The sequence below is a fragment of the Paeniglutamicibacter psychrophenolicus genome, assembly GCF_017876575.1.
Lineage (GTDB): Bacteria > Actinomycetota > Actinomycetes > Actinomycetales > Micrococcaceae > Paeniglutamicibacter > Paeniglutamicibacter psychrophenolicus.
Map to the genome: position 1 here is coordinate 1 of NZ_JAGIOE010000001.1, position 23,813 is coordinate 23,813.

Sequence of the window (23,813 nt, forward strand, 5' to 3'; positions counted from 1 at the left end):
TTAACGGGGTGCGGCCCCCGGCGGGTGCCGGGGGCCGCAACGGGCGTTAAGCATCGGAACCCCCGGGCCTGTGGCCTGGGGGTTCCGGGACAAGTTGTCCGGCGGTGACCTACTCTCCCACACCCTCCCGAGTGCAGTACCATCGGCGCGGTGGGTCTTAGCTTCCGGGTTCGGTATGGGACCGGGCGTTTCCCCCACGCTATGACCGCCGTAACTCTAGCCACGCACGCCCCGGCGGTGCCGGGGGTGGTGAAAATCGGGTTACGACCACAATAGTGGTTGTTGTTGTTGTGGTTCCGCGAAAACAAGGGGTTGTTGTTTCGGGACCGCATAGTGGACGCAGCGTATCTTGCCACACGCAAGGTGTGGTGTTTGTGGTTGAAGTTGTCGGCCTATTAGTACGGGTCAGCTTCACGAGTCTTTGGTCCTCGCTTCCACATCCCGCCTATCAACCCAGTGGTCTGGCTGGGGGCCTCTCGCCACACGAGGTGGCGTGGAAATCTCATCTCGAAGTGGGCTTCCCGCTTAGATGCTTTCAGCGGTTATCCCTTCCGAACGTAGCTAATCAGCGGTGCACTTGGCAGTACAACTGACACACCAGAGGTTCGTCCGTCCCGGTCCTCTCGTACTAAGGACAGCTCTTCTCAAATTTCCTGCGCGCGCAGCGGATAGGGACCGAACTGTCTCACGACGTTCTAAACCCAGCTCGCGTACCGCTTTAATGGGCGAACAGCCCAACCCTTGGGACCTACTCCAGCCCCAGGATGCGACGAGCCGACATCGAGGTGCCAAACCATGCCGTCGATATGGACTCTTGGGCAAGATCAGCCTGTTATCCCCGAGGTACCTTTTATCCGTTGAGCGACGGCCGTTCCACAACGTGCCGCCGGATCACTAGTCCCGACTTTCGTCCCTGCTCGAGCTGTCGCTCTCACAGTCAAGCTCCCTTGTGCACTTACACTCGACACCTGATTGCCAACCAGGCTGAGGGAACCTTTGGGCGCCTCCGTTACTCTTTAGGAGGCAACCGCCCCAGTTAAACTACCCATCAGGCACTGTCCCTGACCCAGATCATGGGCCGAAGTTAGGTGACCGGTACAGCCAGAGTGGTATTTCAACGATGACTCCACCCGAACTGGCGTCCTGGCTTCAACGTCTCCCACCTATCCTACACAAGCTGCACCGAACACCAATACCAAACTATAGTAAAGGTCTCGGGGTCTTTCCGTCCTGCTGCGCGTAACGAGCATCTTTACTCGTAGTGCAATTTCGCCGAGTTCATGGTTGAGACAGCGGGGAAGTCGTTACTCCATTCGTGCAGGTCGGAACTTACCCGACAAGGAATTTCGCTACCTTAGGATGGTTATAGTTACCACCGCCGTTTACTGGGGCTTAAATTCTCAGCTTCGCCCACAAGGGGCTAACCGGTCCTCTTAACCTTCCAGCACCGGGCAGGAGTCAGTCCGTATACATCGTCTTGCGACTTCGCACGGACCTGTGTTTTTAGTAAACAGTCGCTTCCCCCTGGTCTCTGCGGCCCACACCCGCTCCGGAACGCAAGGTTCCATCACGGGGCAGGCCCCCCTTCTCCCGAAGTTACGGGGGCATTTTGCCGAGTTCCTTAACCATGATTCTCTCGATCGCCTTAGTATTCTCTACCTGATCACCTGTGTCGGTTTGGGGTACGGGCGGCTAAAACCTCGCGTCGATGCTTTTCTTGGCAGCATAGGATCACCGAATCACCCCCCCAGGGGGGGCGCCTATCGGGTCTCAGGCATCATGAGTCACGGATTTGCCTATGACTCGCCCTACATCCTTGGACCAGGTCAATTCCATTGCCTGGCTCGGCTACCTTCCTGCGTCACACCTGTTAATACGCTTACCTCCCTGGTTCGGGTCCCACGCCGCACACCCGGTACCCTTCCCGAAGGAAGGATGGTGGGCACTTGGGGTGGTTAGCATCACCAGGTCAATATGGGCGGTTTTTCGCCGGTACGGGAATATCAACCCGTTGTCCATCGACTACGCCTGTCGGCCTCGCCTTAGGTCCCGACTTACCCAGGGCAGATTAGCTTGACCCTGGAACCCTTGATCATTCGGCGGACGGGTTTCTCACCCGTCATTCGCTACTCATGCCTGCATTCTCACTCGTGTGGGCTCCACCGCTGGTTTACACCGCGACTTCACTGCCCACACGACGCTCCCCTACCCATCCACACGGCTGGACCACGAAGGCCTGCCAAATATGTGAATGACGCAACTTCGGCGGTGTGCTTGAGCCCCGCTACATTGTCGGCGCGGAATCACTTGACCAGTGAGCTATTACGCACTCTTTCAAGGGTGGCTGCTTCTAAGCCAACCTCCTGGTTGTCTTCGCAACTCCACATCCTTTTCCACTTAGCACACGCTTAGGGGCCTTAGTTGGCGTTCTGGGCTGTTTCCCTCTCGACTATGAAGCTTATCCCCCACAGTCTCACTGCTGCGCTCTCACTTGCCGGCATTCGGAGTTTGGCTGACGTCAGTAACCTTGTAGGGCCCATTAGCCATCCAGTAGCTCTACCTCCGGCAAGAAACACGCAACGCTGCACCTAAATGCATTTCGGGGAGAACCAGCTATCACGAAGTTTGATTGGCCTTTCACCCCTACCCACAGCTCATCCCCTCCATTTTCAACTGAAGTGGGTTCGGTCCTCCACGCGCTCTTACACGCGCTTCAACCTGGCCATGGGTAGATCACTTCGCTTCGGGTCTAGATCACGCCACTGACTCGCCCTATTCAGACTCGCTTTCGCTACGGCTTCCCCACACGGGTTAACCTCGCGACGTAACACTAACTCGCAGGCTCATTCTTCAAAAGGCACGCTGTCACCCCAACAAGGAGGCTCCAACGGATTGTAAGCGCACGGTTTCAGGTACTATTTCACTCCCCTCCCGGGGTACTTTTCACCATTCCCTCACGGTACTTGTCCGCTATCGGTCATTGGGTAGTATTTAGGCTTACCAGGTGGTCCTGGCGGATTCAAACGGGATTTCTCGGGCCCCGTCCTACTTGGGATGCTCTCACAAAGCGGCGGAACGCATTCGCACTACGGGACTCTCACCCTCTATGGTCCGGCATTCAAGCCGATTCGCCTATGCGCCCGCACCTCACTTCACCAGTCCGGCAGAACTGGTATGTAAAAGTCCCACAACCCCGACCATGCAACGCCCGCCGGCTATCACACATGGCTCGGTTTAGCCCCATCCGCGTTCGCTCGCCACTACTAACGGAATCACTTTTGTTTTCTCTTCCTGCGGGTACTGAGATGTTTCACTTCCCCGCGTTCCCTCCACGCAGCCTATGTGTTCAGCTGCGGGTCATGCGGCATGACACCGCATGGGGTTTCCCCATTCGGAAATCCTGGTCTCAACGTCCGGTTATCGACTCCACCAGGCTTATCGCAGATTCCCACGTCCTTCTTCGGCTCCCAATGCCAAGGCATCCACCGTGCGCCCTTAAAAACTTGACCACAAACAAGGGTCAAAAATTTTACATGAGCTAAAACATTACAATCGAAAGAACCAAGGAAACACACACCCGAGGGCATGTGCACCAAGATTCATTATCATAAGAAATTGCTTTGCAAAACAAACAAACCGGCCAACAACCCAAAAGGGCATCGGCCAATCCTGTTTCACAAGATGCTCGCGTCCACTATGCAGTTCCCAAACAACAACCCCGTCACACCCACCACCGGCACCCGCACCAAACGGTGCAGCAATGCGGCTTAGGCCATGCGCGGGAACACTGAAAAAACAAAACCCGGCCCTCCGCGCACCCCGCAAAGGGGGCAGCGAAAACGCCGGGGCCTGTTGTTTCAGGACCCAACAGTGTGCCAAAAGACCATCCACCCCGCAGCCACCATCCTCTTCCAACCCGCAAGCGAGCGTACTGGAGACGGCAACCACAACATGAACAGCCGTGATTTGTTGATATTCCACCCTTGAGCACTCGCCCACCAACACAAGTGGTGGATGCGAGCAGCACTGAACACCCGCACAACACGCGCTTTGGCGTGCCTGCCTGGTGCTAGTTGCTCCTTAGAAAGGAGGTGATCCAGCCGCACCTTCCGGTACGGCTACCTTGTTACGACTTAGTCCCAATCGCCGGTCCCACCTTCGACGGCTCCCTCCCACAAGGGGTTAGGCCACCGGCTTCGGGTGTTACCAACTTTCGTGACTTGACGGGCGGTGTGTACAAGGCCCGGGAACGTATTCACCGCAGCGTTGCTGATCTGCGATTACTAGCGACTCCGACTTCATGGGGTCGAGTTGCAGACCCCAATCCGAACTGAGACCGGCTTTTTGGGATTAGCTCCACCTCACAGTATCGCAACCCATTGTACCGGCCATTGTAGCATGCGTGAAGCCCAAGACATAAGGGGCATGATGATTTGACGTCGTCCCCACCTTCCTCCGAGTTGACCCCGGCAGTCTCCCATGAGTCCCCGGCATTATCCGCTGGCAACATGGAACGAGGGTTGCGCTCGTTGCGGGACTTAACCCAACATCTCACGACACGAGCTGACGACAACCATGCACCACCTGTGAACCAGCCCCAAAGGGGAAACCGTGTTTCCACGGCGGTCTGGCACATGTCAAGCCTTGGTAAGGTTCTTCGCGTTGCATCGAATTAATCCGCATGCTCCGCCGCTTGTGCGGGCCCCCGTCAATTCCTTTGAGTTTTAGCCTTGCGGCCGTACTCCCCAGGCGGGGCACTTAATGCGTTAGCTACGGCGCGGAAAACGTGGAATGTCCCCCACACCTAGTGCCCAACGTTTACGGCATGGACTACCAGGGTATCTAATCCTGTTCGCTCCCCATGCTTTCGCTCCTCAGCGTCAGTTAATGCCCAGAGACCTGCCTTCGCCATCGGTGTTCCTCCTGATATCTGCGCATTTCACCGCTACACCAGGAATTCCAGTCTCCCCTACATCACTCTAGTCTGCCCGTACCCACCGCAGATCCGAGGTTGAGCCTCGGACTTTCACGATAGACGCGACAAACCGCCTACGAGCTCTTTACGCCCAATAATTCCGGATAACGCTTGCGCCCTACGTATTACCGCGGCTGCTGGCACGTAGTTAGCCGGCGCTTCTTCTGCAGGTACCGTCACTTTCGCTTCTTCCCTACTGAAAGAGGTTTACAACCCGAAGGCCGTCATCCCTCACGCGGCGTCGCTGCATCAGGCTTTCGCCCATTGTGCAATATTCCCCACTGCTGCCTCCCGTAGGAGTCTGGGCCGTGTCTCAGTCCCAGTGTGGCCGGTCACCCTCTCAGGCCGGCTACCCGTCGTCGCCTTGGTGAGCCATTACCTCACCAACAAGCTGATAGGCCGCGAGTCCATCCCTGACCAACAAGTCTTTCCACCAAGGACCATGCGGTCCACGGTGCATATCCGGTATTAGACCCAGTTTCCCAGGCTTATCCCGAAGTCAGGGGCAGGTTACTCACGTGTTACTCACCCGTTCGCCACTAATCCCCCCAGCAAGCTGGGGGTCATCGTTCGACTTGCATGTGTTAAGCACGCCGCCAGCGTTCATCCTGAGCCAGGATCAAACTCTCCGTAAAAAAATACAGACACAACCAACACGACCCTGGAAAAAGGGTTGCGGGTTGCACCAAGTAAAAAAATCCCGGCAAATTGCCCCAGGCATCCACACGGGGGTGCGGACCCTGAAACCATTCACCAATAAAATAAATAAATTGGTATCAACAAATTTGGCACACTATTGAGTTCTCAAACAACAGACGCTTCCAACTTCCACGACCCGGACTGACGTTTCCTGCCGGCGCTTCGCTCTGGAGCAACTTGTCTACCTTACCCCACCGCGTGTCCCGACGCAAATCCACCGTTTCCGGCCCGATCTGGTCTAACATGCGGTTCCCGCCGTCGTTTCCGGCGCACAAGGCAACCGGGAAACATTGGGTGGGGGTTTTGGTAGAGATTTCGGTCGCCCGGCGATTCCTCCAGCGGCTTTCCCGCTGTGTCCCTCGCGGCGACTTAGAAAACTATACACACCATTTCCCACCACCGCAAATCGGGCCCTCTCTTCGCTAAAAACCGCAGGATAGAAGCCCAGAAACGGCCCTTGGGGGCAGTTTTGGCCACCGGAACCCCAAAAATGACATTGTGACCCCGGCGACAGCTTAGATGGCAAATGCGGCCTGATACTCAAATGGCACCTTGCTTCAGTCGCGGTGGCGAGCCGTTGAACAGAAGAGCGTCACCGGGGAACGACCGCATTCCCTCCACGAGAGATCTGGTCGAGCGTCAGTGCATGAAGGGATCTATGCCAACGGGCCGACGCAAGGCAAGGCCCGGATTTGCCGTCTCATGATTCGGCCGAACGCAATGCCTCGGCGAACTTGCGGCCTGGTTCCGGGTCAACTCCGAAACGTTCGGCATAGAGTTCATGGATCTCGGCCCACTGCCCATGTGCATTCGCCTCGGTTAGATGCTCACCGCGAAGATGTGGATCAAGTCGCATGAGATAGCTTTCCCACCCCGCTGCCGTCTGCGCTGCGAGTGGAAGGTCATCGAAGACATGGACGAAGGCAAACCTGCAACCGTCTCCCACATCCGCAAGCTCAAAGCTTTGCAATTGGCCGGCATATGTCCAGGCCAAGTGATGCGGCACATCAACTTCGGTCACCTCAAGCAGGGCTCCTCCTGCCTCGAAGGTCTCCCCCGCTTCCGGTGTCCAGTCAACTGCTCCGGGGAACCATCTCCGAAGTTCATCGGGTACGCTGACCGCCCGCCACACATTCTCGACTGAATGATCCAAGTTGAGCTCGAATCGAAGGCATACCCGACCGTCAAGCATTTCCAGGGTCCCATGGATGACGGGTCCTCCCTCGGTGGCATTCTCCGGCTTCTGGTTGGTCAAGGTTCTCCTTCAAGATGGTTCACGTATTTGCAATGCTGCATTCAAAGAGCTTGATGAAACGTCTGCCGCACGTGTTCCACGCCAGGGGTATCTTGGGCACGAACGAGAGGAGGTTTCTTATGCTGGCTGCAGGTGTTCAACGAGAGGGGCTCCCGTCACTACATCCTGCCGCACGAGAATGCGTGCAGACAAGGAATCGTCGATCATGCACAACGGCGATCTCAAGATCCAGTCCGAAAGCCTTGGAGCACCTCAACCCACTTAGTTGTTCTCTTGGCTCAGGGATGTGCCAAGGAGTACGGCAACCCCTGGAATCGCATATGCCAGAGTGGCTCATCCCGCTGGTTGTGCGAGCGTTTCCCACGGCAGATCGGTGCATGCGTGGCGAAGACCCGACATTCATGGAACTGGGTGCAAGGCCTTCGCAAGCTGTCGAGTTGTCGAATCGTTCGAGCTGGCGGCGTTGCTGGCATTCCACGCAGGATATTGACCGTCGTGAACATCAAATATCCGGGAGCCGCATTTTGCCTGGTACAGGTATTCGTCCGCAAGAACGAGTGGCCCATCGGGTCTGCCGATGTAACCATGAACGGGTCGTTCAAACAATTGCCTGCGGAATGGTTGCCCGCTACCAATGCCCGGGCAACAGAGGAGGCAGTGGCTCGGTCCGCCATATGGCAGGCACCGTATGCATCCAGCGTCAGGACTTTCGCCATAACAGTTTGAGCGGACTAATGGAACGCGGTGAGATCCAGCTTCCCGCTTCCATCCTGTGCGCCGTCCAGGATCAGCGCGGCTCGGGCATCGTCCAATCCGATGAGCGGTTCCATCCACGAGTCGCTAACCGCAATCGCTCTCTCGCGGATATTTCCGAAAATGGGCGAGAATGAGATTCAAGCGGCAGCTTCGAGCCAAAAGGCCAGTAGACGACGTGGTTGATCTCCACTGACGCCAGGCGGCAAGACAAGCGCACGATCCGCTGACGCTGAAGGGACGGGCCGGCTGGCCCTGCTTAGATTCTGTCCGGCAGGGCAAGGCTTCGGGTGACGCACCCGGGGCAGACACAGTTCTATAGGCCCTTATGGGCCCAAATGCCATCCGGAACCAAGGCCTGGATCCGGGCTCTCGCCTGTTAAACATCGGAACCCCTGAACAATTATGTTCAGGGGTTCCGGGACGTTATGTCCGGCGGTGACCTACTCTCCCACACCCTCCCGAGTGCAGTACCATCGGCGCAGTGGGTCTTAGCTTCCGGGTTCGGTATGGGACCGGGCGTTTCCCCCACGCTATGACCGCCGTAACTCTATTACCGCGCATTCCTTATCCAGGAACACTGGTGGCTTTATCGAGTCACAACAAGTGCTGTGGTTCTTCATAAATAACTATAGCGGAACGATGGGCTCCGCGCGAACGAATACCCGCTTATTGGCCGGTGAGGGTAGTCACAGTCATGTTTTCCTGGTCAGAGATGCTTCGCCATGCGAATGGATGTCGATTCATAGCCCAGGGACTCATAGAGCTTGCGGGCGCCGACGTTGTACCCGAAGACGTTTAGGCCAAGTTCAATGGCCCCGGCTAACCTCGCCTCGTGCTCGGCCAGAAGCATGGCATCTCTTCCGTATCCCCTGCGTTGGAACGGCTCATAGATTTCTACATCCCAAACCCACCACTTTGAGGCAGCGCCATTGGTTTGCGGGCCGATCCAGAGGTAACCAACGACATCGTCATCGGCAACGACGTTGAACACCAAATGATGTTCTCGCTGCCGGCCGTTAGGGAATTGCTGCTCGAAGCTAATGTCTGCAGCTGCTTTCGCCTCCGCCGGAGACTCGCCGGCGGTCATTCGACTCACGATGTACTCAGCTTTAATCGAGGCGATCCATTCAGGCATCTCCTCAACTGGCATTGGCAATAAGTTCGCGTGCATGGGTTCAATCCTTGCAGCTGCGCATGATCCAAGGCAACATGCGTCAGGGAGGAGCAATCCTCGCAAACGTCGAAGCCCAGCAAGTCGTTAACCAACCGATCATTACGATCGCTTCAGATTCGAAACAGCAATGGACAAGAGCCAAGCAATGGATCGCCAAGGTACCCCGGAAACGCAGTAATAATCGGCGTCTGCCGGTCCCACCAGGACACGGAGTACGGCATAATGCGGCGGCCGCGATCAACGGCTCTGGCCATGATGGTCGCTTGCGAGACCTCCGCCGTGGTGCCGGCCCTCGGGGCGGGTGGTTAACGGGGTGCGGCCCCCGGCGGGTGCCGGGGGCCGCAACGGGCGTTAAGCATCGGAACCCCCGGGCCAGGGGCCTGGGGGTTCCGGGACAAGTTGTCCGGCGGTGACCTACTCTCCCACACCCTCCCGAGTGCAGTACCATCGGCGCGGTGGGTCTTAGCTTCCGGGTTCGGTATGGGACCGGGCGTTTCCCCCACGCTATGACCGCCGTAACTCTAGCCACGCACGCCCCGGCGGTGCCGGGGGTGGTGAAAATCGGGTTACGACCACAATAGTGGTTGTTGTTGTTGTGGTTCCGCGAAAACAAGGGGTTGTTGTTTCGGGACCGCATAGTGGACGCAGCGTATCTTGCCAACCACCCCGCAGGGTGGTGTGGTGTTTGTGGTTGAAGTTGTCGGCCTATTAGTACGGGTCAGCTTCACGAGTCTTTGGTCCTCGCTTCCACATCCCGCCTATCAACCCAGTGGTCTGGCTGGGGGCCTCTCGCCACACGAGGTGGCGTGGAAATCTCATCTCGAAGTGGGCTTCCCGCTTAGATGCTTTCAGCGGTTATCCCTTCCGAACGTAGCTAATCAGCGGTGCACTTGGCAGTACAACTGACACACCAGAGGTTCGTCCGTCCCGGTCCTCTCGTACTAAGGACAGCTCTTCTCAAATTTCCTGCGCGCGCAGCGGATAGGGACCGAACTGTCTCACGACGTTCTAAACCCAGCTCGCGTACCGCTTTAATGGGCGAACAGCCCAACCCTTGGGACCTACTCCAGCCCCAGGATGCGACGAGCCGACATCGAGGTGCCAAACCATGCCGTCGATATGGACTCTTGGGCAAGATCAGCCTGTTATCCCCGAGGTACCTTTTATCCGTTGAGCGACGGCCGTTCCACAACGTGCCGCCGGATCACTAGTCCCGACTTTCGTCCCTGCTCGAGCTGTCGCTCTCACAGTCAAGCTCCCTTGTGCACTTACACTCGACACCTGATTGCCAACCAGGCTGAGGGAACCTTTGGGCGCCTCCGTTACTCTTTAGGAGGCAACCGCCCCAGTTAAACTACCCATCAGGCACTGTCCCTGACCCAGATCATGGGCCGAAGTTAGGTGACCGGTACAGCCAGAGTGGTATTTCAACGATGACTCCACCCGAACTGGCGTCCTGGCTTCAACGTCTCCCACCTATCCTACACAAGCTGCACCGAACACCAATACCAAACTATAGTAAAGGTCTCGGGGTCTTTCCGTCCTGCTGCGCGTAACGAGCATCTTTACTCGTAGTGCAATTTCGCCGAGTTCATGGTTGAGACAGCGGGGAAGTCGTTACTCCATTCGTGCAGGTCGGAACTTACCCGACAAGGAATTTCGCTACCTTAGGATGGTTATAGTTACCACCGCCGTTTACTGGGGCTTAAATTCTCAGCTTCGCCCACAAGGGGCTAACCGGTCCTCTTAACCTTCCAGCACCGGGCAGGAGTCAGTCCGTATACATCGTCTTGCGACTTCGCACGGACCTGTGTTTTTAGTAAACAGTCGCTTCCCCCTGGTCTCTGCGGCCCACACCCGCTCCGGAACGCAAGGTTCCATCACGGGGCAGGCCCCCCTTCTCCCGAAGTTACGGGGGCATTTTGCCGAGTTCCTTAACCATGATTCTCTCGATCGCCTTAGTATTCTCTACCTGATCACCTGTGTCGGTTTGGGGTACGGGCGGCTAAAACCTCGCGTCGATGCTTTTCTTGGCAGCATAGGATCACCGAATCACCCCCCAGGGGGGGCGCCTATCGGGTCTCAGGCATCATGAGTCACGGATTTGCCTATGACTCGCCCTACATCCTTGGACCAGGTCAATTCCATTGCCTGGCTCGGCTACCTTCCTGCGTCACACCTGTTAATACGCTTACCTCCCTGGTTCGGGTCCCACGCCGCACACCCGGTACCCTTCCCGAAGGAAGGATGGTGGGCACTTGGGGTGGTTAGCATCACCAGGTCAATATGGGCGGTTTTTCGCCGGTACGGGAATATCAACCCGTTGTCCATCGACTACGCCTGTCGGCCTCGCCTTAGGTCCCGACTTACCCAGGGCAGATTAGCTTGACCCTGGAACCCTTGATCATTCGGCGGACGGGTTTCTCACCCGTCATTCGCTACTCATGCCTGCATTCTCACTCGTGTGGGCTCCACCGCTGGTTTACACCGCGACTTCACTGCCCACACGACGCTCCCCTACCCATCCACACGGCTGGACCACGAAGGCCTGCCAAATATGTGAATGACGCAACTTCGGCGGTGTGCTTGAGCCCCGCTACATTGTCGGCGCGGAATCACTTGACCAGTGAGCTATTACGCACTCTTTCAAGGGTGGCTGCTTCTAAGCCAACCTCCTGGTTGTCTTCGCAACTCCACATCCTTTTCCACTTAGCACACGCTTAGGGGCCTTAGTTGGCGTTCTGGGCTGTTTCCCTCTCGACTATGAAGCTTATCCCCCACAGTCTCACTGCTGCGCTCTCACTTGCCGGCATTCGGAGTTTGGCTGACGTCAGTAACCTTGTAGGGCCCATTAGCCATCCAGTAGCTCTACCTCCGGCAAGAAACACGCAACGCTGCACCTAAATGCATTTCGGGGAGAACCAGCTATCACGAAGTTTGATTGGCCTTTCACCCCTACCCACAGCTCATCCCCTCCATTTTCAACTGAAGTGGGTTCGGTCCTCCACGCGCTCTTACACGCGCTTCAACCTGGCCATGGGTAGATCACTTCGCTTCGGGTCTAGATCACGCCACTGACTCGCCCTATTCAGACTCGCTTTCGCTACGGCTTCCCCACACGGGTTAACCTCGCGACGTAACACTAACTCGCAGGCTCATTCTTCAAAAGGCACGCTGTCACCCCAACAAGGAGGCTCCAACGGATTGTAAGCGCACGGTTTCAGGTACTATTTCACTCCCCTCCCGGGGTACTTTTCACCATTCCCTCACGGTACTTGTCCGCTATCGGTCATTGGGTAGTATTTAGGCTTACCAGGTGGTCCTGGCGGATTCAAACGGGATTTCTCGGGCCCCGTCCTACTTGGGATGCTCTCACAAAGCGGCGGAACGCATTCGCACTACGGGACTCTCACCCTCTATGGTCCGGCATTCAAGCCGATTCGCCTATGCGCCCGCACCTCACTTCACCAGTCCGGCAGAACTGGTATGTAAAAGTCCCACAACCCCGACCATGCAACGCCCGCCGGCTATCACACATGGCTCGGTTTAGCCCCATCCGCGTTCGCTCGCCACTACTAACGGAATCACTTTTGTTTTCTCTTCCTGCGGGTACTGAGATGTTTCACTTCCCCGCGTTCCCTCCACGCAGCCTATGTGTTCAGCTGCGGGTCATGCGGCATGACACCGCATGGGGTTTCCCCATTCGGAAATCCTGGTCTCAACGTCCGGTTATCGACTCCACCAGGCTTATCGCAGATTCCCACGTCCTTCTTCGGCTCCCAATGCCAAGGCATCCACCGTGCGCCCTTAAAAACTTGACCACAAACAAGGGTCAAAAATTTTACATGAGCTAAAACATTACAATCGAAAGAACCAAGGAAACACACACCCGAGGGCATGTGCACCAAGATTCATTATCATAAGAAATTGCTTTGCAAAACAAACAAACCGGCCAACAACCCAAAAGAGCCATCGGCCAATCCTGTTTCACAAGATGCTCGCGTCCACTATGCAGTTCCCAAACAACAACCCCGTCACACCCACCACCGGCACCCGCACCAAACGGTGCAGCAATGCGGCTTAGGCCATGCGCGGGAACACTGAAAAAACAAAACCCGATCCCGCAAGGGACCGGGGCCTGTTGTTTCAGGACCCAACAGTGTGCCAAAGACCACCAGAACACCCACCCGTCATTTGTTTTCCAACCCGCACAAGGCGGGCGTACTGGAAACAACGGATCGATCGCTGATGGCCGTGATTTGTTGATATTCCACCCTTGAGCACTCGCCCACCAACACAAGTGGTGGATGCGAGCAGCACTGAACACCCGCACAACACGCGCTTTGGCGTGCCTGCCTGGTGCTAGTTGCTCCTTAGAAAGGAGGTGATCCAGCCGCACCTTCCGGTACGGCTACCTTGTTACGACTTAGTCCCAATCGCCGGTCCCACCTTCGACGGCTCCCTCCCACAAGGGGTTAGGCCACCGGCTTCGGGTGTTACCAACTTTCGTGACTTGACGGGCGGTGTGTACAAGGCCCGGGAACGTATTCACCGCAGCGTTGCTGATCTGCGATTACTAGCGACTCCGACTTCATGGGGTCGAGTTGCAGACCCCAATCCGAACTGAGACCGGCTTTTTGGGATTAGCTCCACCTCACAGTATCGCAACCCATTGTACCGGCCATTGTAGCATGCGTGAAGCCCAAGACATAAGGGGCATGATGATTTGACGTCGTCCCCACCTTCCTCCGAGTTGACCCCGGCAGTCTCCCATGAGTCCCCGGCATTATCCGCTGGCAACATGGAACGAGGGTTGCGCTCGTTGCGGGACTTAACCCAACATCTCACGACACGAGCTGACGACAACCATGCACCACCTGTGAACCAGCCCCAAAGGGGAAACCGTGTTTCCACGGCGGTCTGGCACATGTCAAGCCTTGGTAAGGTTCTTCGCGTTGCATCGAATTAATCCGCATGCTCCGCCGCTTGTGCGGGCCCCCGTCAATTCCTTTGAGTTTTAGCCTTGCGGCCGTACTCCCCAGGCGGGGCACTTAATGCGTTAGCTACGGCGCGGAAAACGTGGAATGTCCCCCACACCTAGTGCCCAACGTTTACGGCATGGACTACCAGGGTATCTAATCCTGTTCGCTCCCCATGCTTTCGCTCCTCAGCGTCAGTTAATGCCCAGAGACCTGCCTTCGCCATCGGTGTTCCTCCTGATATCTGCGCATTTCACCGCTACACCAGGAATTCCAGTCTCCCCTACATCACTCTAGTCTGCCCGTACCCACCGCAGATCCGAGGTTGAGCCTCGGACTTTCACGATAGACGCGACAAACCGCCTACGAGCTCTTTACGCCCAATAATTCCGGATAACGCTTGCGCCCTACGTATTACCGCGGCTGCTGGCACGTAGTTAGCCGGCGCTTCTTCTGCAGGTACCGTCACTTTCGCTTCTTCCCTACTGAAAGAGGTTTACAACCCGAAGGCCGTCATCCCTCACGCGGCGTCGCTGCATCAGGCTTTCGCCCATTGTGCAATATTCCCCACTGCTGCCTCCCGTAGGAGTCTGGGCCGTGTCTCAGTCCCAGTGTGGCCGGTCACCCTCTCAGGCCGGCTACCCGTCGTCGCCTTGGTGAGCCATTACCTCACCAACAAGCTGATAGGCCGCGAGTCCATCCCTGACCAACAAGTCTTTCCACCAAGGACCATGCGGTCCACGGTGCATATCCGGTATTAGACCCAGTTTCCCAGGCTTATCCCGAAGTCAGGGGCAGGTTACTCACGTGTTACTCACCCGTTCGCCACTAATCCCCCCAGCAAGCTGGGGGTCATCGTTCGACTTGCATGTGTTAAGCACGCCGCCAGCGTTCATCCTGAGCCAGGATCAAACTCTCCGTAAAAAAATACAGACACAACCAACACGACCCTGGAAAAAGGGTTGCGGGTTGCACCAAGTAAAAAAATCCCGGCAAATTGCCCCAGGCATCCACACGGGGGTGCGGACCCTGAAACCATTCACCAATAAAATAAATAAATTGGTATCAACAAATTTGGCACACTATTGAGTTCTCAAACAACAGACGCTTCCAACTTCCACGACCCGGACTGACGTTTCCTGCCGGCGCTTCGCTCTGGAGCAACTTTTCAAGCTTAGTCCCATTCAAACCCGGAGTCAAATCGACTTCCGGAATTCATTTGGAATTCTTCGCATCCGCCTTCCGCGGCTCTCCCTTTCGGGCTACGCTGCGGGGCTCGGTGCGAGAAACAACTCTACGCGCAACCCGCCAGAATGTCCAAACGCAGGCTTCCTTCGCCCTTCAGGATGCATAAACCGCAGAATCACGGCGAATCTCGGTCATATAACGGTCCAAAACCAACGAAATTTGCCAAATTGGATTCCTGTGAACTGGCCCACAGTATTTACCGGTCAATGGAGGGGTTTCATTGCATTGAAAATTCCCGCATTTCTAGGCTTCGAATCCCTCGGGTTGGACCACACAGATGGTGTCCGGATCCTCGGTCGAATAATGGCCAACCGGGTCGGCGTACTCGACCCATGTACCGGTGGGCTCCAGGTACTCGAACCGGTATTTGGCCCCGATGGCCACACCGGGGATGAAGATCTCCCAGATCCCGCTGTTTCCAAGCTTGCGCATGGCGTGGGAGGAACCATTCCAGATATTGAAGTCGCCGCACACCCGTACGGCCACGGCTTCGTCCTGCTTGACCACGAAACCGGTGCCTTCCACCTCCCCCATGGGTGAAGAGTAATGCTGGGGGTGGGCACCAAGCAGGAGTTCTTGCACCTGTACTCCCCCGGTCCTGATTCGATGCAGCTCCATCTCGCCAAGGCGCGGTGTGTGCCGGTACGGATCGTCGACCACCCGCACCCCGTCGGGCTCAATGCGTTGGACCCGGTAATCGGGAACCCTCCCGATTTCCTTGGCTTCAAGCAGGCCCACCCAAATGTCTCCGTGTTCGCGTGCCATCGGAACGATCTCGGTTTTGGTGAGGATGTTGATGGCCAGGGCATCGCGTTGCAGGGTCCGGACGCTCACGTGACCCAAGCGGTTCAGGTGCGGGCCGAGGACCGCATGCGGGGATTTGTCTTCGCCGCGTTCAACGGCTTCCAAGACCTCGGGCCGCACATGCAATGGCGCCCCCAAGGATTCCTCGAGCCGTTGCGGTGCATAGTCGTCGGCGTCAAGCTGCGTTGGACCCATGGCGTTTCTCCATCCATTCGCTGCGGCGAGGTATTACCCCAGCTGCATTCCGGAGCCCGGGGTTCCCTTGCGTCTCACGCTATCGAGAATCGCCGGGCTTGGGAATAGTCCGCGGGGCCGCCCCCGGGCACCCGGATGTGCGTTAACGAAGAAAGTGGTCCGACGAATCCTTGCCAGAAACGTCGAACCACTTTCATGAAAGCCTAGCGCCTTCCGGGCAGTGCCCGGTGCACGGTGTTGCCCTACTTGCTGCGCTTGCGCGAAACCTCGTAGAGGGTGATGCCAACTGCCATCGATGCGTTCAGCGACTCCATGTTGGAGTTGATCGGGATCGAGACGATCAAGTCGCAGTTCTCGCGCACCAGGCGGGAGAGGCCCTTGCCCTCGGAACCCACAACGATGCACAGCGGATCGGTGGCCAGGCCAAGATCAGGAAGCGAAACGTCGCCTTCACCATCGAGTCCGATGACAAACACGCCGGCTTCCTTGATGCCCTTGAGAGTGGAAGTCAGGTTCGGAGCGCGGGTAACCGGGACACGCACCGCGGCACCGGCGCTGGTCTTCCACGCCGAGGCGGTCATGCCCACCGAGCGACGCTCGGGAACAATCACCGCGTGGGCGTTGAAGGCCGAGGCCGAACGAATGATGGCACCGAGGTTACGCGGGTCGGTGATTCCGTCCAAGGCAATGAACAGCGGGGCGTTCTTGATGTGGCCCTTCTTGAACTTGGAGATGGTGGCGTTGACCGTTTCCAGCGCATCGGCGTAGTTGTACGGCGGTACCTGAAGAACCAAGCCCTGGTGGATGGCCTCGTCGGTCATCCGGTCCAGTTCCGGCTTGCCGGTTTCCATCACCGGGATGCTGCGCTCGGCAGCGATCTTCAAGACTTCGCGGACACGCTCGTCCACGTCGATACGGATGGCAATGTACAGGGCCTTGGTCGGAATGCCGGCGCGAAGTGCCTCGACGACGGAGTTGCGCCCGGTGACCAGCTCTTCGCTGTTCTTCGAACGTCCCCCGGTGCTGCGGCCGCGCGGTGCGGAGCCGCCCTTGGACGGGCCGCGCTTGGCGGCGGAGCGCTCGGCGAGCTCCTTGTTCTTGTAGGCCTTGTGGTAGGGGCGGTCCTCGGCCTTGGGCGTGGGGCCCTTGCCTTCGAGTGCCTTGCGGCCATATCCGCCGGTTCCGACGGAGGGGCCCTTCTTGCTCTTGCGTATGGCGCCGGAACGCTTCTGTGCAGCAGACATGATGGTGTATTCCTAGGATCGGGGCGGACGGCACGGCGATTTCACACACCGCCCCGCCCATTTTAGCGACAAAGAACGTCGATTCCTTGCCCTTTGTGGGGCAACTTACGCTTTCAGGCTCCAGCGGGCACCGTCGGCGGAATCCTCGACCACGATTCCCGCCGCGGCCAGGGTGTCCCGAATGGCATCCGAACGTGCCCAGTCCTTGGCTTCGCGGGCGGCCGCCCGGTCGGCCAATTGCGCGGCAACCAACACATCCAGGGCCGAGCTGAGTGCCGAGTCGGCACCGCCGCCGGCCTCAATGGTGTCATCCAGTCCCAGCGCGTAGGTCATGGCCATGACCTGCTGCATCGCCTCGTCCGCGGTAACCATCTCGCCGGCGGCCAGCGCGGTGTTGCCGCGACGCACGGTCTCATGCAGGGCTGCCAGTGCCTGGGGCACGTTCAGGTCGTCGTTCATGGCGCTGGCAAACGCCTCGGTGACCTCGAAGTGGTGCATGTCGATGGAGAAGTCGTCGTTGGGCCCGACATTGTGGATGCGCAAAAGCGCGTTGGCGACGAAAGTGTCGATGCGCTCGACCGCGGCCGTGGCCTCGGCCAGCGAATCGGGGCGGTAGTCCAGCTGCGAGCGGTAGTGCGCCTGGCCCAGGAAGTAGCGGACCACCCGCGGGGTGGCCAGCTCCAGCATCTGCGACGGGGAGATGGTGTTGCCGATCGACTTGGACATCTTCTCGCCCTGGTAGGTGACCATGCCGTTGTGCATCCAGAAGTTGGCGAAATCGTGGCCCGCGGCCATCGACTGGGCCATCTCGTTCTCGTGGTGCGGGAAGCGCAGGTCCAGGCCGCCGCCGTGGATGTCGAAGGCGGTGCCCAGGTACTTGGTGACCATGGCGGAGCATTCCAGGTGCCAGCCCGGGCGGCCTGCGCCCCAGGGGCTTGGCCATGAGGCGGTTTCCGGGTCGGTGGCCTTGTGGCCCTTCCACAGCGCGAAGTCGCGCGGGTCTCGCTTGCCGCGCGGATCGGCGTCCGGGGCGCCCTGCATGTCGTCGACGTTCTGGTGCGTCAGCGAGCCGTAGGCGGGGAAGGATCGCACGTCGAAGTACACATCCGAGGAATCATCAAGTGCCGGGTAGGCGTGGCCGCGCTCGATGAGCGTGGCGATCAGCTGGTGCATCTCGGTGATGTGGCCGGTCGCGCGCGGCTCGTAGGTCGGCCGGCGCACGCCCAGGGTGTCGTAGGCCGAGGCGAATTCCTGCTCGAAGCGGTAGGCCAGGGCGAACCAGGCTTCGTTGGCGAAGTAGTCCTCGTCGCCCTCGAAGCCCTCGGCGAAGGAAGCCGCGGACTTCTCCAGGATCTTGTCGTCGATGTCGGTGACATTGCGGACCACGGTGACCTCGAAGCCGCGGTTTTCCAGCCAGCGCGTGAGGATGTCAAAGGCGATGGCGCTGCGCACGTGGCCCACATGCGGCATGCCCTGGACTGTCGCGCCGCAGTAGTACAGCCCGACCTTGCCCTCGTTCAGGGGCACGAAGTCCCGGGTCGCTGCCTGCTTGGTGTCGTAAAAACGGATGCTCACCAGTACAGGTTATCCGAGCCGGTCAAACACCCGGTGCGCTGCCATCGGGGAATTCAGGGGCGGACGCGGTACACCAGGGCGGTGGCGTAGGCGGTCAGGCCCTCGCCCGTCCCTTCGTACCCCAGCCCGTCCGAGGTGGTGGCGGTGACGGTGACCGGGGCGCCGGCGGCCTTGCTCAGCACGGCGTCTGCCTCCAGCCGGCGGGCGGCGAACTTGGGACGGCGGCCCACGAACTGGACGGCCACGTTGCCGATCTCGAATCCGGCCTCGCGCACCAGGCGGGCGGCCTCGGCCAGCAGCGTGGTGCCAGGGGCCCCGGCGTATTCGGGCCGGTCGGTGCCGAAGTGCGTGCCCAGGTCCCCGATCCCGGCCGCGGAGAAGAGTGCGTCGCAGGCGGCGTGGGCCACGGCGTCCCCGTCGGAGTGCCCGGACAGGCCCTGGTCCCCGGGGAAGTGCAGCCCGGCCAACCACATGGGCCGGGACTCGGACGGATCGGCGACCGCATGCACGTCGATCCCGATTCCGGTGCGCGGGATCAACAGCGGGGCCGGGTTGCCGGTGGGCTCGGTCATCGGGGATTCCTTCTCTGGATGGCGCGGCATCATGGATTCGGCCAGGACGAGGTCCGGTTTGGTGGTGATCTTCAGTGCCGCGGCCGCGCCCGGAACGGTGTCCACACGCTCGCCCAGCAGCTCCATTAGCATCGCGTCATCGGTGATCGCCTCGGCTTGGGCCCGGTCCCAGCCGGCGGCGCGCCGGTGGGCGGCCAGCAGCGTGGGGGTGTGGAAGCCCTGCGGGGTTTGGACCGCGCGCAGCGATTCGCGGGCCGGGGTGCCGGTGATGTGCGGCTGCCCGTGGCCCGGGTCGGTGGCGACCTGCTTGATGGTGTCCACCACCGGCAGCACCGGAATCACCGCGCGGGCCCCGGCAACCAGCGCCGCGGCCACCTGGCGGAAGACCTCCGGCGGGGTCAGGGCGCGGGCCGCATCGTGGATCAGGACCCGCTCGGTTCCCTCATCCATGGCCGCGAGCCCGGCCCGGACCGAGTCGTTGCGCGTTGCCCCACCATCGACGCAGCGTGGTTTCAGCGGATGGGCGGCGGCGCGGGCCGCCAGTTCAGTATCGCCGCGGGGCAGCACGACAATGACCTGGGCTGCGCAGCCTGCCAGCTGGATGCGGTCCAGCGCGTGCTCAAGCAGCGACCGGTCGGCCAATGGAACCAGGGCCTTGGGGATGCCGAAGCCCAGCCGGGTTCCGGAGCCGGCAGCAACCACGATGATCGCCGTTTGTTGGATCTCTGGCTGGCTCAGGGAAATGGGGGAATTCACGCACCCAAGCCTAGCTGTGTTCGTTTCCCGCTCGGCGATGGCCGGCCTGTGGGGTTAAATGCCGGTGGGGATCCGGACTCCTTGCGGAATCCGGATCCCCACCGGGGTTCAAATCAATTAGTGCTTGAAAGCTGCTACGAAGCCAAGACCTCGTCGAGGACGGTTTCTGCCTTTTCTTCGTCGAGCTTCTTGGCCAGCGCAAGTTCGCTGATCAGGATCTGGCGTGCCTTTGCAAGCATGCGCTTTTCGCCTGCGGAAAGACCGCGGTCGTTGTCACGGCGCCACAGGTCACGAACGACCTCTGCCACCTTGATCACGTCGCCGGAAGCAAGCTTCTCCAGGTTCGCCTTGTAACGGCGTGACCAGTTGGTAGGCTCTTCTGTGAACTCGGCACGCAATACCTCGAATACGTGATCCAAGCCCTCCTGCCCAACTACGTCGCGCACACCAACGAGATCGACATTTTCTGCCGGAACCTCGATGGTCAAATCACCCTGGGCAACCTTAAGCTTGAGATACATCTTCTCTTCGCCCTTGATGGTGCGCATCTTGATCTCTTCGATCATTGCTGCACCGTGGTGCGGGTAGACAACTGTCTCGCCAACCTCAAAAACCATGTGGATAAACCCCTTTCCCGTTAACCAGTTTATCACGATAATTGGTCAAAACGATTCGGGGGCCTCCCCTACTCCCTAGCAATGGCGCGGTTTTGACCCTTCCCAAGCAGCCGATCTAGTGCTATGTCAAGCGGTCATTTCGGGTCGTTTCAGTGCCTTGATCAGCACATTGATGACACTTACGCCGGGGGCCGAATCATACATTCGGGACAAAACCCATTAGGCTAGGGGACGAGAGTGGCTCCCTCGGGTGCAACCCGTGTGCCCACGAGCTCACCCGAACTCGAACCTGATTGAGGAGTTTGTGCCGTGATGACCGCACAGAAGAACCGTGGACGCCGCGTCGTTGCAGCAGCCGCACTTGCCATGTTGACCCTTGGTGTTACCAGCTGTGGCGCCATCAACGAACAAGCGACGACCTTCCAGTACGCCGCATCCGATGGAATCGTGCTCAATGTCGGCGATCTTGACGTCCGCAACCTGATGCTCATCACCAAGAGCGCCACCGACGAGGCCCGCGTACTCGGCTCCCTGGTCAACAACACCGACGCCGCCCAGACCCTGGAACTGAAGCTGCCGACCGGCTCCGTGACCATTGCGGTCCCTGCCAAGAGCGCCGTCCAGCTGGAAAAGAAGGAGAACGAAAAGCTCCTGCCTTCCACCGGGGTGGCCCCCGGGGCCCACGTGAAGGCAACGCTGATTGTTGGATCCAACTCCGATGAGGTCGGCATCCCGGTAATCGACGGCACCCTTGAGGAATACCGCCAGTACGTTCCGGGCGGATTCGACCCGAGCGTTCTCAACCACTTGACCCCGTCCCCGAAGCCTGCCGAACACTAGGCGGCGCGGGCGCCACGGCGTCGACGGCAAGATTCAAGCTTCAAAAGCGATGGGCCCGGAGGAATCCTCCGGGCCCATCGCTTTTGACGTTAAACGTCGTTGGCCCTGGCCGCCCGGGCAGGGCGTGCGACGGCCCCCGGCTTGGCAGCGCCGAGACGGGGGCCGTCGCACCGGCCGATTAGGCCTCGAACTTGTAGCCCAGCCCGCGCACCGTGACCAGGTGCACCGGGGCGGCCGGCTCCGGCTCGATCTTTGTCCGCAGCCGCTTCACGTGCACGTCCAGGGTCTTGGTGTCCCCCACGTAGTCCGAGCCCCAGACCCGGTCGATCAGCTGCCCGCGGGTCAGTACCCGGCCGGCGTTGCGCAGCAGCATTTCCAGCAGCTCGAATTCCTTCAGCGGCATCGGAACCTCCGAACTGCGCACCGAGACGACGTGGCGTTCCACGTCCATGCGCACCGGGCCCGCGGCCACGATGTTGGAAACCAGCTCGTCGCCCTCGCCCTGGCGACGCAGCACCGCACGGATGCGGGCCACCAGTTCCCGCGAGGAGTACGGCTTGGTGACGTAGTCGTCGGCACCCAGCTCCAGGCCGACCACCTTGTCGATTTCCGAGTCCTTGGCTGTCAGCATGATCACCGGCACCTGGGAGGTGGTGCGGATCTGGCGGAACACCTCGGTCCCGGGCTGGCCCGGAAGCATCAGGTCAAGCAGCACAAGGTCGGCGCCGTGGCGCTCGAACTCGGTGACGGCATCCATGCCGTTGTCGGCAACGCGGACCTCGAAGCCCTCCTTTTCCAGCAGGTACGTCAACGGGTCGGAGAGCGACTCCTCGTCCTCAACCAGCAAAATACGGGTCATCCCCGTCCTCCTTCCGGCAGCGCGCCCGAAGGGCGCGCACCGTGTTGTGTGTGATCGTTCCGCGAGGGAAGCGATTTGTCTTGTTCGCTGGATTCCTCGAGCATCGGCAGGCGCACCGTGAAGGTCGAGCCCTGTCCGGGCTGCGACCACAAGGTGATTTCGCCGCCGTGGTTGGCCACCACGTGCTTGACGATGCTCAGGCCCAGCCCGGTGCCCCCGGTGTGCCGGGAGCGTGCCGCGTCGATGCGGTAAAAACGTTCAAAGATCCGTTCCTGCTCGTCCGGGGCGATGCCCGGGCCCTGGTCGGTGACCGAGATCTGGATCAATCCGTCGCGCGCCCGCAGCCCCACTCCCACGGTGGTGTCTTCCGGGGAATAGCGGATGGCGTTGTCGATGAGGTTGCGCAGGGCGGTCATCAGCAGGTCGCGGTCCCCGAAGACCGCCTGGTCAACGGTGCCGCCCACGGAGATCTTGATGCGCTTTTCCTCGGCCGGCAGCTTGTTGCGGTCCACCGCCTCGGCTAGCACCTCGTTGAGGTCGATGGATTCGCCGGCCAGCACCACGTCGGTGCCCTGCAGGCGGGAGAGCTCGATGATGTCCTGGACCAGCGCGGCCAGCCGGGCCGATTCCTTGTAGAGCCGGGTGGTGAAGCGGCGCACGGCGACCTCGTCGTCGGCCGCCCCGTCAATGGCCTCTGCCAGCAGCGAGATCGCCCCGACGGGGGTCTTCAGCTCGTGGGACACGTTGGCGACGAAGTCGTTGCGCACCGCGGCGGTGCGGGTGATCTCGGTGCGGTCATCGGCCAGCAACAGGATGTATTCCTCGCCCAGCGGGGCGACCCGCACGTGCACGAACATGCTGGTTGCACCCATCGTGCCGCGCTGCAGCTCGAACTCGCGCTCGGCGATCACGCCGTCGGCGCGGACCTTGCGGGCCAGGGTGCGCAGTTCCTCATGGATCAGCGTGTGCCCGCGCACCAGACCGTAGGCATAGGAGGCAGGGTTGGCGCGCACCACGCCATCGACCTCATCGAGGATCACGAAGGCGCGACCAATGACCGAAAGCACTTCGGCGGAACCTTCGGGCAGCGTTGGTTCACCGACCACGGGCAGCCCGCCGCGGGAGAGCATCGAGCCGCGGTACGCCATGATGCCCACAATGCCCAGGGCCAACCCGACGAGGCCCGCAACCACCGATAGCAAGACATCATTCACGCTTCCTAGCCTAGCCGGGGTTCGAAGCCCGACCCGTGCCAAAGCGGGGGC

At 59.5% G+C, this 23,813-nt stretch carries 11 protein-coding genes and 7 rRNA genes; 2 read left to right on the plus strand and 16 right to left on the minus strand.

The window, feature by feature from the left end; all coding sequences use genetic code 11:
- Positions 1–96: 96 nt before the first annotated feature.
- From rrf (JOF46_RS00005) to JOF46_RS00020, 4 genes are all read right to left on the minus strand, one after another.
- A 5S ribosomal RNA gene (gene rrf, locus JOF46_RS00005) occupies positions 97–213 on the minus strand.
- A gap of 162 nt (positions 214–375) precedes the next feature.
- Positions 376–3,509 (minus strand): 23S ribosomal RNA (locus JOF46_RS00010).
- 575 nt (positions 3,510–4,084) lie between these two features.
- Positions 4,085–5,610: ribosomal RNA gene (locus JOF46_RS00015) — 16S ribosomal RNA — on the minus strand.
- The 16S, 23S and 5S rRNA genes sit together here, the layout of an rRNA operon.
- A gap of 764 nt (positions 5,611–6,374) precedes the next feature.
- A complete protein-coding gene (locus tag JOF46_RS00020) occupies positions 6,375–6,929 on the minus strand; it encodes an SRPBCC domain-containing protein (protein ID WP_209905449.1) in 555 nt (184 codons plus the stop codon).
- A 377-nt stretch (positions 6,930–7,306) separates the two neighbouring features.
- On the opposite strand from JOF46_RS00020, the gene JOF46_RS00025 reads away from it, so the two are divergent.
- Positions 7,307–7,819, plus strand: a complete 513-nt coding sequence (locus JOF46_RS00025) for a hypothetical protein (protein ID WP_209905450.1) — start codon at positions 7,307–7,309, stop codon at positions 7,817–7,819.
- A 293-nt stretch (positions 7,820–8,112) separates the two neighbouring features.
- On the opposite strand, the gene rrf (JOF46_RS00030) is transcribed toward JOF46_RS00025, so the two are convergent.
- The 10 genes from rrf (JOF46_RS00030) to JOF46_RS00075 form a co-directional block, all read right to left on the minus strand.
- Positions 8,113–8,229: ribosomal RNA gene (rrf, locus tag JOF46_RS00030) — 5S ribosomal RNA — on the minus strand.
- Positions 8,230–8,391: 162 nt separating this feature from the next.
- A complete protein-coding gene (locus tag JOF46_RS00035) occupies positions 8,392–8,856 on the minus strand; it encodes a GNAT family N-acetyltransferase (protein WP_209905451.1) in 465 nt (154 codons plus the stop codon).
- Positions 8,857–9,260: 404 nt separating this feature from the next.
- Positions 9,261–9,377, minus strand: a 5S ribosomal RNA gene (gene rrf / locus JOF46_RS00040).
- A 170-nt stretch (positions 9,378–9,547) separates the two neighbouring features.
- Positions 9,548–12,680, minus strand: a 23S ribosomal RNA gene (locus JOF46_RS00045).
- A 556-nt stretch (positions 12,681–13,236) separates the two neighbouring features.
- Positions 13,237–14,762, minus strand: a 16S ribosomal RNA gene (locus JOF46_RS00050).
- Positions 14,763–15,329: 567 nt separating this feature from the next.
- A complete protein-coding gene (locus JOF46_RS00055) occupies positions 15,330–16,085 on the minus strand; it encodes a GlgB N-terminal domain-containing protein (RefSeq protein WP_209905452.1) in 756 nt (251 codons plus the stop codon).
- Positions 16,086–16,327: 242 nt separating this feature from the next.
- Positions 16,328–17,329, minus strand: a complete 1,002-nt coding sequence (gene rlmB / locus JOF46_RS00060; RefSeq protein ID WP_209905453.1) for a 23S rRNA (guanosine(2251)-2'-O)-methyltransferase RlmB — start codon at positions 17,327–17,329, stop codon at positions 16,328–16,330.
- 105 nt (positions 17,330–17,434) lie between these two features.
- A complete protein-coding gene (gene cysS / locus JOF46_RS00065; RefSeq protein WP_209905454.1) occupies positions 17,435–18,904 on the minus strand; it encodes a cysteine--tRNA ligase in 1,470 nt (489 codons plus the stop codon).
- A 53-nt stretch (positions 18,905–18,957) separates the two neighbouring features.
- A complete protein-coding gene (gene ispD / locus JOF46_RS00070; protein ID WP_342592318.1) occupies positions 18,958–20,232 on the minus strand; it encodes a 2-C-methyl-D-erythritol 4-phosphate cytidylyltransferase in 1,275 nt (424 codons plus the stop codon).
- A gap of 134 nt (positions 20,233–20,366) precedes the next feature.
- On the minus strand, positions 20,367–20,849 hold the full coding sequence (locus tag JOF46_RS00075) for a CarD family transcriptional regulator (protein WP_071214867.1): 483 nt from the start codon (positions 20,847–20,849) through the stop codon (positions 20,367–20,369).
- Between the two features lie 312 nt (positions 20,850–21,161).
- Here JOF46_RS00075 and JOF46_RS00080 point away from each other — a divergent pair, with 312 nt between their 5' ends.
- Complete coding sequence (locus JOF46_RS00080; RefSeq protein WP_209905455.1) at positions 21,162–21,689, plus strand: hypothetical protein; 528 nt, start codon at positions 21,162–21,164, stop codon at positions 21,687–21,689.
- A gap of 178 nt (positions 21,690–21,867) precedes the next feature.
- Here JOF46_RS00080 and JOF46_RS00085 read toward each other — a convergent pair whose 3' ends face one another.
- Both JOF46_RS00085 and JOF46_RS00090 read right to left on the minus strand, forming a co-directional pair.
- Entirely contained in the window at positions 21,868–22,548 is a 681-nt protein-coding gene (locus JOF46_RS00085) for a response regulator transcription factor (protein ID WP_209905456.1), read from the minus strand.
- Positions 22,545–23,762: a sensor histidine kinase gene (locus JOF46_RS00090; protein ID WP_342592319.1), complete on the minus strand. Its 1,218-nt coding sequence runs from the start codon at positions 23,760–23,762 to the stop codon at positions 22,545–22,547. The genes JOF46_RS00085 and JOF46_RS00090 overlap by 4 nt, the downstream gene beginning before the upstream one ends.
- Between the last annotated feature and the right edge of the window lie 51 nt (positions 23,763–23,813).

Bases quoted from the DNA above. Each gene is read 5' to 3' on its own strand.
- JOF46_RS00025 (WP_209905450.1), top strand. From the start codon at position 7,307: ATGCGTGGCGAAGACCCGACATTCATGGAACTGGGTGCAAGGCCTTCG.
- JOF46_RS00035 (WP_209905451.1), bottom strand. From the start codon at position 8,856: ATGCACGCGAACTTATTGCCAATGCCAGTTGAGGAGATGCCTGAATGG.
- JOF46_RS00055 (WP_209905452.1), bottom strand. From the start codon at position 16,085: ATGGGTCCAACGCAGCTTGACGCCGACGACTATGCACCGCAACGGCTC.
- rlmB (WP_209905453.1), bottom strand. From the start codon at position 17,329: ATGTCTGCTGCACAGAAGCGTTCCGGCGCCATACGCAAGAGCAAGAAG.
- JOF46_RS00075 (WP_071214867.1), bottom strand. From the start codon at position 20,849: ATGGTTTTTGAGGTTGGCGAGACAGTTGTCTACCCGCACCACGGTGCA.
- JOF46_RS00080 (WP_209905455.1), top strand. From the start codon at position 21,162: ATGACCGCACAGAAGAACCGTGGACGCCGCGTCGTTGCAGCAGCCGCA.
- JOF46_RS00085 (WP_209905456.1), bottom strand. From the start codon at position 22,548: ATGACCCGTATTTTGCTGGTTGAGGACGAGGAGTCGCTCTCCGACCCG.